We start from the raw sequence: 14,734 nt of genomic DNA, 5'->3' as shown, positions 1-14,734 counted from the left end.
ACGCTTTAGGAGTCTCCATGACGAGCTTGGCCCAGAAGGCAACAACCCTCCTCGAACTCCACAAGCCGGGCAACCCAGTCGTGCTGCCCACTGTCTGGGATGCATGGTCCGCCAACCTCGCGGTGTCCGCCGGATTCGCCGCGCTCACCGTTGGTAGCCACCCGGTGTCCGACTCGATCGGCAAGCCCGACAACGAGGGCATCACCTTCGACGAACTGCTCTCACGGATCTCGCAGATCAGCGCGGCCGTCGACGTACCGCTGTCGGTCGACATCGAGTCCGGTTACGGCGAAGACCCCACACGCCTCATCGACGGTCTGATTTCCGCCGGTGCGGTCGGCCTCAACATCGAGGACACCGTTCACAGCGAAGGCGGCCGACTTCGTGAGGCACAGGAGCACGCTGAATTCGTCGGCGCACTGCGCAAGGCCTCCGACGCGACGGACGTACACGTCGTAATCAACGCGCGCACCGACCTGTTCGTCAAGCAGGTCGGCGACGAGAGCGATCGCGTCGACCGCGCCATCGCTCGGCTGAAGTTGGCCGCAGCGGCGGGTGCCGACTCGCTCTACCCTGTCGGTTTCCACAACGACGCCGACTACAAGCGTCTCGCCGAGGAGCTTCCGTTGCCGATCAACGCAATCGCCAACCCGGCCGACGGTGACCTCTCGCACTTCGCGTCACTGGGAGTAGGTCGCATCAGCTTCGGTCCACTGTTCCAGGGTGCGCTTGCCAGTGAAGCGGCCAAGATTTTGGGTCGTTGGCGCTAGCGCTCAGGTGAGCGGAAATACGTCCTAGGCGACGTATTTTCACTCACATACGTTTGTCGCTGTACGCCTTCAGGTGCGCCACTTGCTCGGGATCGAGCGAGGGGCGCACCGACTTTCGTGCAGCCTCTACGTCCTCGGCAGTGACATCGGTCGCGTCGATCGATCGACGCATCGCGCTCAACGCGGCCTCTCGAAGAAGGGCTGCGCAATCCGCGGCCGAGTACCCGTCCAGAGCGTCTGCCAGCGCGTCGAGGTCGACACCCTCCGCGAGCGGAACAGATTTACCCGATGCGCGCAGAATCTCCCGGCGCGCGTCCGCATCCGGCGGTGGAACGAAGACGAGCCGTTCCAGGCGTCCTGGGCGCAACAATGCAGGATCGATCAGATCCGGCCTGTTGGTAGCGCCCAGCACGACGACATCGCGGAGCGGCTCGACCCCGTCCAGTTCGGTCAGCAATGCTGCCACCACCCGGTCGCCGACGCCGGAGTCCGAGCTCTGTCCGCGACGCGGTACCAAGGCATCCACTTCGTCGAGGAAGATCAGCGACGGTGCCGAATCCCGGGCGCGCTGAAACAATTCGCGAACGGCCTTCTCCGACGAGCCGACCCACTTGTCCATCAGCTCGGCGCCCTTGACTGCGTGAACGCTGAGCTGGCCGGAGCTGGCCAGCGCCCGCACGAGGAACGTTTTGCCGCATCCGGGAGGTCCATACAGTAGAACGCCGCGCGGAGGCTCGATACCCAGGCGCGAGAACGAGTCTGGATGCTGCAGCGGCCACAGAACCGCTTCGGTGAGTGCCTGTTTGGTTTCGACCATGTCGCCGACGTCGTCGAGCGTGATGCTGCCGATGGCCAATTCCTCGGTGCCGGAACGGGACAGTGGGCGAATGACGTCGAGAGCGCCCACGAGATCGGCCTGCGTGAGCTGGGGGTCCAACTTGTCCGAGCTTGCCCGCGCTGCCGCCCGGAGCGCTGCTTCGCGCACGAGTGCTGCGAGATCCATTGCAACGAAACCCGGTGTCCGCGAAGATATCTCAGCCAGATTCAAGTTGTGGGTCGGCGCGGTGCGTACCAGGTGTTGCAGCAAAGCGGTACGTCCGGCGCCATCCGGAAGCGACAGCGTCAACTCGCGGTCGCACACATCCTGCGCGCGAACCCGCGCATCGGTACCTTCGGGGTGCGCCGTGGTGGCGATGAACGCGATGCCCGGAGTGTCGACGGCCCGACGAAGCTGATCCAGTACGAGTGCCGCGACAGGCTCGGCGGCGGCGGGAAGCAGGGCATCGACGTCGGTGATCAGGAGAACCCCTCCGGCACCGAGCCGCTCGATTGCCGAGGCAATGGCATCGACACGCGCCGATGCTTCCAACGCGCCCACCGACGGGCCGTCGAGCTCGACCACGGTCCTGCCGCTCACCACAGCCCTGGCCAACGTCGACTTGCCGACACCGGCGGGGCCTGTGATCAGAACTCCGAGATGTGGCGTTGCTCCGAGCCTCGCGAGTAGCTCCGACTCGTCCAGGGCAAGCCGCAGCCACTCGATGAGCTTCGCCTGCTGCACCGACACCCCTACCAGTTCGGTCACCGGTAGCGCCGGTGCCGCGCTCGGGGCGGGGGCCTCGGGGCGTCCGTTGCCCCAGCTCACTGCGGAATTGGGTTGAACGCTCACAGGACCGCCGGAAGGGTCGGTACCGGAGACGGTCAACAGTTCTGAGGTCCAGGCGACACCGAAGTTCCGTGACAGTGCTTGCGTGGCGGCGCTGGTGCTCGTACCGGGACCGAGGTCACGGGGGAGAAGCGAGACGGTGTCACCGACGGTGAGAACCTTGCCGAGCAGTGCTTGGCGCAGGGTGGCGTCGGAGATCGATCCGGAGGCCAGTAGCGAGCCGGCGAGGGTGACGGACCTCGCGCCGTAGACGGTGACGGGAGCGACGGTGATGGAGCCGTCCTCTTTGATACCCGAGTTGGACAGGGTGACATCGTCGAGCAACGCAGTTCCGTGGGGAGTGTTGTGGGGAGCTGTGCCGACAACGGCGGCGGTACGGCGCGCACCGATCAACGAGATTGCATCCCACTCGCGAATGCCGAGCGCTGCCAACACTTCCGGATGAAGTCGCACAAGACCGCGTCGCGCGTCGGCGGCAGATGTGTTGAGCCGGGCTGTGAGCGAGAGTTCCGGAGTAGTCATTCAGCGACCACGTTGATCGTGGCTGTTCGGGCGGCGAAGCCCGAGCCTTGCCACGGAACGGCCGTTGTTGTTCGGCGCGCGGCGGATCGCCCGGCGCTCGGCCCGTCTCTCGGCGGGCTTGGCATCCCACGTGTACGGCCGTGCGGCGACCCACCGTTGAGAGCGAACGGCGATCGGTATGTGCAACAGATATACAGCAACGAGCACCATGAGCAGGATCAACGGATAGGTGATGAGCGCAGCCGCAACGAGCGCAGTGAGAATCAACAGGGCTGCTGCCATTCGGGGCGGAACCGCGACTGTCTTGAGAGCAAGCGTCGGAACGCGGCTCACCGCTAGCCCCGCCGTGAACAAGGTCCACCCGACGACGACGTAGAACGACGCCCACCAACCGTCGCCCCATTCCTGGAACGCGGCGATCGGAGTAAGAACGATCAATGCCCCGGCCGGCGCAGGGACGCCGGTGAAGAACTCGCTCGCGTATCCGGGACTGTCGTCGTCGTCGAGCAGGGTGTTGAAGCGAGCCAAGCGCAGCACCATTGCGACCGCGTACACCAGCGCGACGATCCAGCCACTGCTCGAGCCTTCGAGGAGGGTCACGTACAGCACGAGTGCAGGCGCGACGCCGAACGAGATGGCATCGGCCAGTGAGTCGAGTTCGGCCCCGATGCGACTCGTGGCGTCGAGCAGTCTCGCGATTCGCCCGTCGAGGGCGTCGAGGATCGCTGCTGCGCCGATCATCGCGAGCGCGAATCCCAACTGATTTTCGAGGGCGAACTTCACGGCGGACAACCCGGCGCAGAGCGCGAGAATCGTGACGACCGAGGGGAGTAATCGCACAGCAGCAGGCGGACGAGCTCGTCTGGTGATCATCGAATGGACCCTTACTGAGGAAGCTCGGCGAGCACTGTTTCGGCGCCTACAGCGCGTTGCCCACGTTCGACCAACAAGGTGGTTCCGGCGGGGAAGTAGGTGTCGACGCGTGAGCCGAATCGAATCAGTCCGTAGGTGTCGCCGATGCTCAGTGAGTCGCCTACCTTGGCGTTGTTGACGATGCGCCGGGCAATGAGTCCGGCGATCTGGACAACGCCCACATCGTGGCCGTCCGCGGTGCGTATGTGCATGCTGTTGCGTTCGTTGACCTCGCTCGCTTCAGCGAGATCCGCAGACTTGAACTGGCCCTTCCTGTGCACCACTTCGAGTACCTTGCCCGCGACCGGAACGCGCTGGACGTGTACGTCGAGGACGGACAGGAAGATGCTGACGCGGGGGACGGGAGCCGTGCCGAGGTCGAGTTCGGCAGGGGGAACGGCGGTGTCGACGAGTGTCACCAGACCATCCGCGGGCGCGACGACAATGCCGGGGCGGTTGGGAGGGACACGCGAGGGGTGCCGGAAGAATGTTGCGCAGGCTCCGGCGGCGGTGAGACCAGCGCGGCGAACCCACTTGTACTTGCGGCCGAGAACGGCAACGGCAAGCGGGCCGGCGACGAAGGGTAGGCCTGCGGGGTGTAGCGGGGGAACTGTCTCTTTTACCAGGTCGGCGAAGTGCGCTACGCCTGTGCGGGGCGGTTGACCGATCGGGGTGGGACGGCGTGCCACTTCGCTCCTTAGAACATCTCGACGAGCAGCGACCGAAACAGACACTGCCGGGGCCTCACACAGTACGTGAGAAGCCCCGGCAGTAAGGAACGTGTGCAGTCGGTCAGACCCTGGAGGAGCGTCCTGTGACCGCCTTGACGATAAATAGAAGGATGACGGCACCCAGCAGGCAGGTGAGGAAGCTGAAGATCAGTCCTCCGCCGTCGACGTCGACGCCGAACAACTTGAGTAGGTAGCCGCCGAGCAGGCCGCCGATGATGCCGACGACGATGTTGAGGATGATTCCCATCGATGCGTCGGTCTTCATGATCTTGCTGCCGATCCAGCCGGCGAGTCCGCCGATGATGATCCAGCCGATGATTCCTAGGCCCAACATGTGGTGCCCCCTCTTTTGTTTACCGTGAATGATGCTGAGGGGGAATGCCCGCGCCGTCGAACCGTCAAACATCTTTTTTTATCGAACGCGTTCGCTTTCGGACTTGATGCGCTGGAGGGTCTTGTTCATCCCGTCGATCAGTTCGACGTCGAACTGATCGGTGCCACCGAGGACCCTCTTGACGAGGAATCCCGAGATCGCTGTGGTGCCTGTCGGAGCTTCGCGCTTTTCGACGATGGTAGTCCCGGTGGCGTTCGGGGTGAGGGTGTAAGACCAGATGGTGTGGTTCTCCACAATGCGGAACGCGATGGCCTTGTTCGGTTCGAACACGGTGACCTTCGCCGTGGTGGGCCACACGAGTAGACCTTTACGGTTCACGTTGACGGTGGTGGTGCCCTTGCGAATTTCGCCGCCGAAGATCTTCATCTTTTTGCACTGAGGGCTCCACTCGCCCATGCGCTCGAGGTCGGAGACGATCTTCCATACCTGCTCGGGGCTGGCGTCGACGTCGATGCTGGCTTCGAGAGTTTTGCTCACGCGTTCCTCCATGGGTGGTTAGTGCAACCGGTCGTTACGGTTAGATTAGAGCGTATGTGGGCGTGCTGTTCCAATTGCCTCTTTTTCGTACGGGATGCCGTACGAGGAGGGCGTGAGTGGAACACCAGTGCCATCACGACCGAGCTTTCCTGCGCCTGCGCACCTCGTCTGCGATCTCGCGCGCTATCGGTCGGGGATTGCGCATGACATCGAACGCCGAATACCGCAGAACCATCCAGCCGCTCAGTACCAGAAAGTTCTGTCGCCTTCGGTCTCTGCCGAACACTTCAGGAGCGCTGTGGAACTCTCGACCGTCCACTTCGACGATTACCTTGGCGACTTCATCGACGAAATCGCACATGTAGCTGCCGACCCTGTGATTGGTCTTCAGGCGGAGGCCGCAGGCGATGAGCGCGCGGTCGAGTACACGTTCCGGTTCGGATGCGAATCCCAACGCTGCACTGCTCAGTTGTCTCAGCGCTCGTTCGTTGCCGCGCAGCTTCGGAGTACTGCGAATGAATGCCTCCAGCATGTCGAGTCCATGTCATTCGTCAGGCGCTCGTCGACCAAAGTCCCACTCTCGTTTGGTTCCATCACGGCCACGCAGTCGACCAGTGTTCGTTCTCGGTTGACTACAGCAAGCCCTTGTACCTCGGTGGCCTCGCGTCCCGGGAGTGCTCGGCGGTACACGGTGAGCCATCGGGGAGTTCGAGCTTTCATGTGCCGGGGCAACGTTGCCTCTACGATTCGGGGCTCTTTCATCCACCCGTACAGCCACGCCGCGGTCCTGTGGCTGAGCAGTGCCTCCGGTTGCCACAGCGTCACGGCGCAGCAGCGGACGAACGTGGTCGGCTCCTCGGCGCTGTAGAGCTGGGGCAGGACGCGCGTGTATTGCCGGCTGATCATGCTGCTCGACACTCCGGCAGAGAGCAACTGGGCGCGGGTGAAAAGTTCGGGTCGCATGGATGTCGAGAATCGACCGAGCCCAGATGCCGACGGATTTCGCGAACTGGGCAAACACAAAGGTTGTGCATCGATGCCGGGTCTGTGGACAAGCGGGAGTGGTGTTCCACTCACGCCCATATTCGACGGGAACCCGTGTGATACAAGCGTAATTGGTACCTCACGCTCGGATCTGATCCAGGAATCTGCCGATGCCGGGAATTTACATCCGCGCGTACCGGGCAAGCACGAATGCGTACAGCCCGTACAGTCCGATTCCGACGCCTGCGAGCACGAGTAGCACCTGACCGTAGGGCTGCGAACCGAGTGTCTTGACTGCCCCGTCGATACCCGTCGCCTTGCTGGGATCGGAAGTGAAGACCGCGACGATCACCAATGCCCCTGTGCCGACGAGCGCAGTTCCCTTTGCCGCATAACCAGCGATGCCGAGCCGCTCGACGCCCTTACCGTGCGAACCCTCCAGGTCGTCGAGGAAGTTTTTCGACACACCCTTGTAGACGTGATATCCGCCGACACCGATGATGACGAGTCCCACGACGATCAGCACCACTTTGCCGAACCCGTTCTCCATGAGCCGGGCAGTCATGCCCGCGTTCTGCTGGCCGCTCGACTTGCCTGATCCGCTCGCGAAACCGAACGTCGACCACGCGAACGCGATGTAGACAACAGCGAGGGAGGCCGCTTTGAACCGATCCATCGCGCTACCTGCGTCCTCGTCCGACTTCTTGCCGACAACCGCTTCCACGATGCGCCACAGAGCGAGGGCGACGAAGGCAACGACGGCGACCCAGAGCGCTATCGAGCCGCCCGGCTTGGCGGCGAGTTCGGCGAGCGCACCCGACTGGTCGGCATTGCCGCCTTGCCCGAATGCCAATCGGATGGCGATGTAGCCGATGAGAATGTGGAGCAGACCGCTGACGAAGTGCCCGGCTCGTGCGGCTTTCTCGAAAAGATCGCTGCTCTGCACTCTCTCGACCGCGCCTGTTGATCTTGTATTCACTTCTGGACCCCGTTCCATTGCGTTGAACTTCGCTGTACCCGAATGCTCTGTTCGAGAAACTTGGCTCCGCGCGCCTCGCGCACATCTGGTAACGGGAGGCGAACACTGGTCGATAGAAACAACGAGGCATCAGGCAAAAACAAATCTTGTTCGGAGTGATCGATCGTGAATATCCATTCGATCTTTTCTCGTCCCAGCTCGGGCGTACCACTGCTCGAATCGGCGCGAACGAGCGGACGCCCGCCGAAGTGGCCCAGTGAGCAGTTGGAGCGGCTGCTTACGCCCGGTGAGCTCGACATGATCCGGCGCGGCCAGGTCTGACCGACCTCCTTCCGGCGCCCACGCGCAGAATTGCCCGGCGCGGCATACTTGGGTTTGTCTTCTACCTGCCAGGGTTCGGCGAGTAGAAGCGCTCAGTTGATGCCCGACCGGGAGGGTCATGAAGCCTGCAATTCTCAGCGTCGACGACGATCCGGGTGTATCCAGATCCGTCGCGCGCGACCTTCGTCGTCATTACGGCGAAAAATTTTCGATCATCCGTGCTGAATCCGGTGCGGGGGCGCTCGATGCTCTGAAAGAAATGAAGCTGCGCGGCCAGCCGGTCGCGGTGTTGTTGGCCGACTACCGCATGCCGCAAATGAACGGCATGGAATTTCTCGAGCAGGCGATGGACCTGTACCCGCAGGCGCGACGGGTCCTCCTCACTGCGTACGCCGATACCGACGCGGCAATTGACGCCATCAACGTCATCGATCTCGACTACTACCTCCTCAAGCCATGGGACCCGCCCGAGGAGAAGCTCTACCCCGTGCTCGACGCTCAGATCGAGGCCTGGCGTGCGTCGGATCTTCGGCCGGTCGAGCAGACGAAGGTCATCGGCCATCGCTGGTCGGCTCGTTCCTCGGAGGTCCGCGAGTTTCTCGCACGCAACCAGCTGCCCTACCGGTGGTACATGGCAGACGAGCCCGAAGGTGCCCGGTTGCTGACGTCGGCAGGCGTCGACGACACCGTGTGTCCCGTGGTCGTCACGTCCGAGGGGAAGGCGCTCTGCGGTCCGACGGACAGTGAACTGGGCGAGCATCTCGGGCTCACCACAACGCCGTCGGGCGAGTTCTATGATCTCGTCGTGATCGGCGGTGGTCCCGCAGGCCTCGGTGCCGCTCTCTACGGAGCATCGGAAGGGCTTCGTACGACGCTCATCGAGCGGACAGCGACGGGTGGTCAGGCCGGTCAAAGCTCTCGCATCGAGAACTACCTCGGATTTCCCGACGGTGTCTCCGGGTCTCAATTGGCGGAGCGGGCTCGACGGCAAGCGTTGAAGTTCGGCGCCGAAGTGGTGACCACTCAGGACGTCGTCGGTCTCGAAGCCAACGGCGCGGCGCGCACCGTGAGGTTCGCGGACGGTCGCAGCATCGACGCACAAACGGTCATTCTGTCGACAGGTGTTGCCTATCGTCAGCTGGCGACGCCGGGCATCGAGAACTTCACCGGTCGCGGCGTGTTCTACGGCTCGGCGATGACCGAGGCCGCGCGATGCGCCGAGCAGGATGTCTACATCGTCGGCGGTGCCAACTCGGCTGGGCAGGCGGCGATCTACTTGGCTCGGGGCGCGAAATCGGTGACGATGTTGCTTCGTGCGCGATCGCTCGAAGCGTCGATGTCCTACTACCTGATCAAGCAGATCGAAGAGCATCCGAAGATCACGGTGCGTTCGTGCACCGAAGTGGTCGGGGTGGCGGGCGAGGACCATCTCGACTCGATCACTCTGCACAACCGGGTGACCGACGAAGACGAAATTGTTCCAGCCCAGTATTTGTTCTTGTTCATCGGAGCGGCACCTCGAACCGACTGGCTCGACGGCTTCGTCGTCCGCGATGAGCACGGTTTCGTCGTGACGGGTCCTGACTTGGTGGTCGACGGCAAAGGCCCGTCGGGCTGGGATCGGGAGCGGTTGCCGCACCATCTGGAGACGAGTGTTCCCGGGGTGTTCGCAGCGGGGGATGTGCGGTCCGATTCGGCGAAGCGCGTCGCGTCGGCGGTAGGTGAAGGAGCGATGGCAGTGATGCTCGTGCACAGATATTTGGCAAACCCATGAGCGAGTCATGCAGCCCGGCTGAGCTGAAGACGTTGTTCTTGTTCGAGCATCTCAGTGACGATCAGCTCGAGAAGCTGTGCCAGGAAGGCCGCGTCGAGATTCTCGAACCTGGTCCGGTGTATGCCGAGGGCGACCCGGCGACGTGTTTCTATGTGCTGATCGAGGGCGCCGTCGTGATGTCGAAGCTCTCGGGCGGTGAGGATCTGGTAGTTGGCCGTACCTCTCAAAGGGGTGTGTACTCGGGGGCGTGGCAGGCCTACCTCGGTGATCGGGTGCCGCAGGTGTATCAGGGGTCGATGCGCGTCTCGGCGACGTCGCGGTTCTTCGTCCTGGACGCGGATTGCTTCGCTGAAATCGTCGTGGAGTGGTTCCCAATGGCGCTGCACCTGCTGGAGGGGTTGTTCTTCGGCAGCCGCAACACCAAACAGGTCGTAGATCAGCGAGAACGACTGCTTGCGCTCGGCCAATTGTCGGCTGGACTGACCCATGAGCTGAACAACCCTGCAGCAGCGGCAGTTCGGGCCACGTCGGCACTGCGCGATCGCGTCGCGCACATGCGTCAGAAACTGAAGATGATTGCCAACGGTTCGTTGGATCGGACGTCGCTGATGTCGCTCGTCGGACTCCAAGAGGAGGCCGTCGAACTCGTTGCAAAAGCTCCGAGCCTGACCCCGCTCGAGGCGTCGGATCGTGAGGACGAACTGGCCGATTGGTTCGACGGCCACGACATCGGGGGAGGCTGGGATCTGGCTCCGACTTTCGTGCAGGCCGGACTCGACGTTGCGTGGCTGGAGAAGGTCGCGGCGACGGTGGACGATTCGAAGACTCTCGAAGGTGCGATCCGGTGGCTCAACTACACCGTCGAGACCGAGTTGTTGATGAACGAGATCGCTGATTCGACGACGCGTGTCTCGACGCTTGTCGGTGCGGCCAAACAGTATTCGCAGATGGACCGGGCTCCGTACCAGACCATCGATCTGCGCGAACTGCTGGACAGCACGCTGGTGATGTTGGCGCGCAAGATCGGCGACAACATCACGGTCGTCAAGGAGTACGACCCGGTGGTGCCGCCGATTCCCGCCTACGCGGCCGAGCTCAATCAGGTCTGGACCAACCTGATCGACAATGCGGTTCAAGCCATGGGCGGCGTCGGAACTTTGACTGTGCGAACCCTTCTCGACCATGATCAGGTCCAGATCGAGATCGGTGACACCGGCCCCGGTGTCTCTGATGCGATCAAGTCACGCATCTTCGAACCGTTCTTCACCACCAAGCCCGTCGGCGAAGGTACTGGCCTGGGCTTGGATATTTCGTGGCGCATCGTCGTCAAGAAGCATCAGGGAGATCTGAACGTCGAATCCGAACCGGGTAACACCCGTTTCATCGTCAGGCTGCCCGTCGAGCCTGCACAACAGGAGGATTGATGAGCGAGCCGATACCGGGTATCGACACCGAGATTGCGCCGTCCGGGCCGGGATGCGCCGAATGTACGCAAACGAAGGGGTGGTGGTTTCACCTTCGTCGCTGTGCGCAGTGTGGCCACATCGGGTGCTGTGATTCTTCGCCGTCGCAGCACGCCAGCAAGCATGCGGAAAGCACGCAGCATCAATTCATCACGAGTTTCGAACCCGGCGAGAGCTGGTATTACAGCTACGCCGACGAGCAGATGTATGACGGACCGGATCTCGCCGAGCCCCAGCACCATCCGCTCGAACAGTCCACACCGGGTCCGAAAGATCTCGTTCCCACGGACTGGCAGAACTACCTGAACTGACGGGCGGTCGGTACCCTCGGGTCATGACTCTGATCGCGGAAGATCTGCTGTTGGTGCTCCTCGACGAGCAGACGGGCAAGCCGATCGTGGACAGTACAAAGCTGCCTCGGGTGCTGGCAGGAGCGTTGGTGCTGGAACTCGCAATGAACGGCTCGGTTCGGATCGGCGACGAGAATCGTGTCGTCGTGGCCGGTCCGCCGCCCGCTGATCCATTGTTGGCGCGCGCACACGAGCTTGTCAGTTCGGCCAGGAGTCCGCTGAAACCGCAGAAGATCATCGAGAAGCTATACAAGAAGCTCGACAACGAGGTGGCGTCGAGGTTGGTGCGCCAGGGGTTCGTGGCCGAGGAACAGCGGAAAATGCTCGGGCTGTTCCCAGCGACGTCGTGGCCGGCGAAAGATCCCGCACGCCGACGTGCAGCGATTGCGTGGATCGGCAGCGCTGTGGTCGACGGTACAACTCCGCAGCCGGAGATCTCGGCTCTGATTGCGCTGCTCTCGGCGATCGACGCGATTCCGAAGGTGTTACCGGGCGTGGACAAGAAGGCAGCGAAGAAGCGCGCCAAGGAGATTGCCGAAGGTGAGTGGGCAAGCGAGGCAGTCCGCAAAGCTGTCCAGGACGTCAATGCCGCGGTCATGGCCGCGTTGATGGTGCCGGTCATAGTAACGGCCGGAAGCTCCTAGTTTCCCAGCGCGACGGCCGTTCGAACCCGGTCGGCTGGGCGGACGCACTCGCCTCGACAAGAAAATCCCGAGTGGCGTTCAGGGTTGATGAATAACGTTGTGCGCCATCTGTACGACTTCCTATTAGGATTCGGCTCATGACGCGGACCCTGGCAATTCTGATGTTCGACGACGTCGAGGTTCTCGACGCTTGTGGCCCGTTCGAGGTCTTCTCGGTGGCCAACAGGGTCACCACGCGGGCGGGCGATGGGCCTGCGTTCGACGTCGTTCTCGTCGGGATCGACGAGAACCCCGTGGTGGCGCGCGGTGGTATGCGGATTTCCGTCGATACGGCGATTGCCGACGAACGGCACTACGACATCGTGCTGGTTCCCGGCGGTGTGGTCGACGAGGTGGCAGCGAATCCAGCTGTGATCAGATGGATCGAGAAGACTTCGGCCTCAACGGAATTGACGGCATCGGTGTGCACGGGTGCGTTCTTGCTTGCCCAGGCAGGCGTGTTGGATTCGAGACCGGTGACAACGCACTGGGAAGACATCGAGGAATTGCGAGCGTCCTGGCCCGAACTCGATGTGCGTGAGGATGTTCGCTACCTCGACCACGGAGACATTGCGACGTCCGCCGGGATCAGCGCGGGATTGGATCTGGCGTTGCATCTGGTCGGGCGGTTGGTGAGCGCCGAGGTTGCGACGCTCACCGCGCGGAAGATGCAATACGAGTGGGCGGGAGTGGAGCATGCGGAATGACCCAGTGGGCGGGAGTGGAGCCTACGGAATGACCCAGTGGGCGGGAGTGGAGCCTGCGGAATGACCCGGGAGATCGACGGTGATCAGATGGTGTTCAGACGTAGGACGAGGGCTGCGACGGCGACGAGAGTCAGGAACGCGGCAGGTCCAGTGCCCTTGATGTCCTTGACGCGCACATGTGCGATGACAGCGCCCACGAAGTAGAGAATCACTCCGATTGCGGCCGCGACGCCGATCGGCCACCAGAACAGCCCGACGAGGAGGCCGATGGCGCCGGCAATCTCGAGGTACGCGAGGACGGGGATCTTGTCGGCGGGGACGCCGACGGCTTCCATGATGGGGATGACGGCCGGGTTTTTCGTCAGCTTGCCGACGGCCGAGAATGTCAGCGCTACCGCCAGGAAGATCGAAACGATAAGTGTCGCAATGAACATTGAATTCAGGCCCAATCTACTGTGTCGTGAGGGCTCGGTCGCGGAACGCGATCGAACCATGCATTTTCATCGGGATGTCCGATGTTGACCACGAGTATGGACTTCTACTTGCCATCAGGGAAGAAGTCGGTGTCGGCTGGGACAGCGTCACGGTGCTTCCATTTCTGATTCAACTGGTAAAAACAGAGCAACAATGCCGACAGTAACGTCGTCGGTAGACTCTTTCGCCTGGCCAGAGCCGACGACAAGAATTACGCGCAAGCCTGTGGCGGAGCACTGATGAGCGAGCCTTCCGGTTCTTCCGATCTTCGTCCAGCTGTCGCCGATATCAGAGACTCGGTGCTCTCGGAAGTGACTCGATGAGCTCGCCCGGGCCGGTATTGTCGAGCGAAACGTGGACGATACTCCGCCGATCTCGGCGGAGTATCGGCTGACAACCTGGGTCCAGGCACTGCTGCCCGCTCTCGGCGAGTTGACCGTGTGGGCAGAAAACAACCTGGCCTGATCACGACCGAAGCAAGGGGCCCGGTGAGTGCGGGACCCCTTGTTCTTCTGATGTCTTACGAGTTGGACTGGTGTGCCCTGGTGGACCTTGGCAGACCATTATCGGTTCTATTACGTTCCCGATTTTTGATCGGGTTCCGGTATTTTCGGTAGCCGACTTCGCCGTCCCATGCGAACTACCGACGCTGCGATTACTGTTTCGATGTGCCGCAAACACTCCTCGTGATGGTCCTCACGCTGGGTACTGCGCTGTGCATCGTAATTTGCAAAGTGGTGCGTCAGTTGCCGCTCGAAGTTCGGTTTGCTCACCGAACCATCAGCGCGCGGGCCGTGGCTCTGACGGCGTCGGCGGAGATCGTCGTCGTATTCGGTGACCCAAAGCCGGGAATCGAACGCGCCGAGGCTCGTCACCGGGTCCTGTTCTGTCCGATCGATATTCCGTTCGTTGCCCTGTGCGTCTTCCTCGCGCAACGTAGAGGTGGTTTCCGAAAGGCGTTGTTGCTCGTCATCGCTGGAGGCATGTTGTTCGGCGTCGCGGTGATCGCCGTAATTGCGGCAACCGTGGCACTGGCATGTGCATCGACCGACGACTCCAGAGTTCCCATCTCATGACCGCGGGACGGCTGTCTCCCGGGGACGTGTTCGCCGGTCACCAGGTCGAGCGGTTGCTCGGAGTCGGCGGGATGAGCGAGGTCTACCTGGTTGTGCGCGAGGGTAGGTGCGAGACTCTCAAGATCCTCAATCACGAAGCGTCCGAGAGTGAACGGTTACGCGCGAAATTCGTTATGGAAGCCGAGTTGGCCGGACGACTGAATCACCCGAACATCGTGTCGGTTCATGCACATGGTGACTTCGAGGGACAGCTCTGGATGTCGATGCATTACGTCGAGGGCTACAGCGCCGCGCGATTGGTGGCGCGGGGGCAGATTGCCTTAGCCTGAATACACCGATGAAGTGACAACTGAGCGCGAGTTGTGAATACGAAATGCCCTGTCGTGGTGAAAGAATCAATCTTGTCTAGGGAAAGATTCGGCCACTACGAAGGGCATCTCGCAGATGCAAC

At 62.2% G+C, this 14,734-nt stretch carries 17 protein-coding genes and 1 pseudogene; 10 read left to right on the top strand and 8 right to left on the bottom strand.

Going from position 1 to position 14,734, the window contains the following annotated elements; all coding sequences use genetic code 11:
• The first annotated feature begins 17 nt into the window (after positions 1–17).
• Positions 18–770 carry an isocitrate lyase/PEP mutase family protein gene (locus QMK17_RS07790; protein WP_283508051.1) on the top strand — a complete coding sequence of 251 codons (753 nt, stop codon included), beginning with the start codon at positions 18–20 and terminating at the stop codon, positions 768–770.
• Between the two features lie 43 nt (positions 771–813).
• On the opposite strand, the gene QMK17_RS07785 is transcribed toward QMK17_RS07790, so the two are convergent.
• The 7 genes from QMK17_RS07785 to QMK17_RS07755 all read right to left on the bottom strand — a co-directional run bounded on the left by QMK17_RS07785 (position 814) and on the right by QMK17_RS07755 (position 7,453).
• Positions 814–2,958: an AAA family ATPase gene (locus QMK17_RS07785; protein WP_283508050.1), complete on the bottom strand. Its 2,145-nt coding sequence runs from the start codon at positions 2,956–2,958 to the stop codon at positions 814–816.
• Positions 2,959–3,831: a CDP-diacylglycerol--serine O-phosphatidyltransferase gene (gene pssA / locus QMK17_RS07780; protein WP_283508049.1), complete on the bottom strand. Its 873-nt coding sequence runs from the start codon at positions 3,829–3,831 to the stop codon at positions 2,959–2,961.
• A gap of 11 nt (positions 3,832–3,842) precedes the next feature.
• Positions 3,843–4,559: a phosphatidylserine decarboxylase gene (locus tag QMK17_RS07775; RefSeq protein ID WP_283508048.1), complete on the bottom strand. Its 717-nt coding sequence runs from the start codon at positions 4,557–4,559 to the stop codon at positions 3,843–3,845.
• A gap of 103 nt (positions 4,560–4,662) precedes the next feature.
• Entirely contained in the window at positions 4,663–4,935 is a 273-nt protein-coding gene (locus tag QMK17_RS07770; RefSeq protein ID WP_283508047.1) for a GlsB/YeaQ/YmgE family stress response membrane protein, read from the bottom strand.
• Between the two features lie 78 nt (positions 4,936–5,013).
• Complete coding sequence (locus QMK17_RS07765; protein ID WP_283508045.1) at positions 5,014–5,472, bottom strand: SRPBCC family protein; 459 nt, start codon at positions 5,470–5,472, stop codon at positions 5,014–5,016.
• Positions 5,473–5,605: 133 nt separating this feature from the next.
• A complete protein-coding gene (locus tag QMK17_RS07760; protein WP_283508042.1) occupies positions 5,606–6,004 on the bottom strand; it encodes an endonuclease domain-containing protein in 399 nt (132 codons plus the stop codon).
• Positions 6,005–6,637: 633 nt separating this feature from the next.
• A complete protein-coding gene (locus QMK17_RS07755) occupies positions 6,638–7,453 on the bottom strand; it encodes a DUF1206 domain-containing protein (protein WP_283508041.1) in 816 nt (271 codons plus the stop codon).
• Positions 7,454–7,600: 147 nt separating this feature from the next.
• Between QMK17_RS07755 and QMK17_RS07750 the strand changes: the two genes are divergently transcribed.
• From QMK17_RS07750 to QMK17_RS07725, 6 genes are all read left to right on the top strand, one after another.
• Complete coding sequence (locus QMK17_RS07750; protein ID WP_283508040.1) at positions 7,601–7,756, top strand: hypothetical protein; 156 nt, start codon at positions 7,601–7,603, stop codon at positions 7,754–7,756.
• Between the two features lie 118 nt (positions 7,757–7,874).
• Complete coding sequence (locus tag QMK17_RS07745) at positions 7,875–9,530, top strand: FAD-dependent oxidoreductase (RefSeq protein WP_283508039.1); 1,656 nt, start codon at positions 7,875–7,877, stop codon at positions 9,528–9,530.
• Positions 9,527–10,954: an ATP-binding protein gene (locus QMK17_RS07740; protein WP_283508038.1), complete on the top strand. Its 1,428-nt coding sequence runs from the start codon at positions 9,527–9,529 to the stop codon at positions 10,952–10,954. Before QMK17_RS07745 ends, QMK17_RS07740 begins: the two co-directional genes overlap by 4 nt.
• The gene (locus tag QMK17_RS07735) at positions 10,954–11,304 is read left to right on the top strand and encodes a UBP-type zinc finger domain-containing protein (RefSeq protein ID WP_283508036.1); all 351 of its coding nucleotides are present in this window, start codon (positions 10,954–10,956) and stop codon (positions 11,302–11,304) included. Before QMK17_RS07740 ends, QMK17_RS07735 begins: the two co-directional genes overlap by 1 nt.
• 23 nt (positions 11,305–11,327) lie before the next feature.
• On the top strand, positions 11,328–11,987 hold the full coding sequence (locus QMK17_RS07730; RefSeq protein ID WP_283508034.1) for a GOLPH3/VPS74 family protein: 660 nt from the start codon (positions 11,328–11,330) through the stop codon (positions 11,985–11,987).
• Positions 11,988–12,124: 137 nt separating this feature from the next.
• Positions 12,125–12,733, top strand: a complete 609-nt coding sequence (locus QMK17_RS07725) for a DJ-1/PfpI family protein (RefSeq protein ID WP_283508033.1) — start codon at positions 12,125–12,127, stop codon at positions 12,731–12,733.
• Positions 12,734–12,816: 83 nt separating this feature from the next.
• Here the strand turns inward: QMK17_RS07725 and QMK17_RS07720 are convergent, their stop codons facing one another.
• The gene (locus tag QMK17_RS07720) at positions 12,817–13,167 is read right to left on the bottom strand and encodes a DoxX family protein (RefSeq protein WP_283508032.1); all 351 of its coding nucleotides are present in this window, start codon (positions 13,165–13,167) and stop codon (positions 12,817–12,819) included.
• Positions 13,168–13,534: 367 nt separating this feature from the next.
• Here QMK17_RS07720 and QMK17_RS07710 point away from each other — a divergent pair.
• The 3 genes and pseudogenes from QMK17_RS07710 to QMK17_RS07700 all read left to right on the top strand — a co-directional run.
• Positions 13,535–13,672, top strand: a pseudogene (locus tag QMK17_RS07710) (winged helix-turn-helix transcriptional regulator); the annotation flags it as partial.
• A gap of 203 nt (positions 13,673–13,875) precedes the next feature.
• A complete protein-coding gene (locus QMK17_RS07705; RefSeq protein ID WP_283508029.1) occupies positions 13,876–14,283 on the top strand; it encodes a hypothetical protein in 408 nt (135 codons plus the stop codon).
• Complete coding sequence (locus QMK17_RS07700; protein ID WP_283508028.1) at positions 14,280–14,612, top strand: protein kinase domain-containing protein; 333 nt, start codon at positions 14,280–14,282, stop codon at positions 14,610–14,612. The genes QMK17_RS07705 and QMK17_RS07700 overlap by 4 nt, the downstream gene beginning before the upstream one ends.
• Positions 14,613–14,734: the final 122 nt, after the last annotated feature.

The organism is Rhodococcus sp. G-MC3 (assembly GCF_030063335.1).
GTDB lineage: Bacteria > Actinomycetota > Actinomycetes > Mycobacteriales > Mycobacteriaceae > Rhodococcoides.
This window is presented reverse-complemented; position numbering and strand designations above follow the sequence as displayed.

Bases quoted from the DNA above. Each gene is read 5' to 3' on its own strand.
- QMK17_RS07785 (WP_283508050.1), bottom strand. From the start codon at position 2,958: ATGACTACTCCGGAACTCTCGCTCACAGCCCGGCTCAACACATCTGCC.
- QMK17_RS07740 (WP_283508038.1), top strand. From the start codon at position 9,527: ATGAGCGAGTCATGCAGCCCGGCTGAGCTGAAGACGTTGTTCTTGTTC.
- QMK17_RS07700 (WP_283508028.1), top strand. From the start codon at position 14,280: ATGACCGCGGGACGGCTGTCTCCCGGGGACGTGTTCGCCGGTCACCAG.
- QMK17_RS07770 (WP_283508047.1), bottom strand. From the start codon at position 4,935: ATGTTGGGCCTAGGAATCATCGGCTGGATCATCATCGGCGGACTCGCC.
- QMK17_RS07760 (WP_283508042.1), bottom strand. From the start codon at position 6,004: ATGCTGGAGGCATTCATTCGCAGTACTCCGAAGCTGCGCGGCAACGAA.
- pssA (WP_283508049.1), bottom strand. From the start codon at position 3,831: ATGATCACCAGACGAGCTCGTCCGCCTGCTGCTGTGCGATTACTCCCC.
- QMK17_RS07790 (WP_283508051.1), top strand. From the start codon at position 18: ATGACGAGCTTGGCCCAGAAGGCAACAACCCTCCTCGAACTCCACAAG.
- QMK17_RS07730 (WP_283508034.1), top strand. From the start codon at position 11,328: ATGACTCTGATCGCGGAAGATCTGCTGTTGGTGCTCCTCGACGAGCAG.
- QMK17_RS07720 (WP_283508032.1), bottom strand. From the start codon at position 13,167: ATGTTCATTGCGACACTTATCGTTTCGATCTTCCTGGCGGTAGCGCTG.
- QMK17_RS07745 (WP_283508039.1), top strand. From the start codon at position 7,875: ATGAAGCCTGCAATTCTCAGCGTCGACGACGATCCGGGTGTATCCAGA.
- QMK17_RS07735 (WP_283508036.1), top strand. From the start codon at position 10,954: ATGAGCGAGCCGATACCGGGTATCGACACCGAGATTGCGCCGTCCGGG.
- QMK17_RS07755 (WP_283508041.1), bottom strand. From the start codon at position 7,453: ATGGAACGGGGTCCAGAAGTGAATACAAGATCAACAGGCGCGGTCGAG.
- QMK17_RS07725 (WP_283508033.1), top strand. From the start codon at position 12,125: ATGACGCGGACCCTGGCAATTCTGATGTTCGACGACGTCGAGGTTCTC.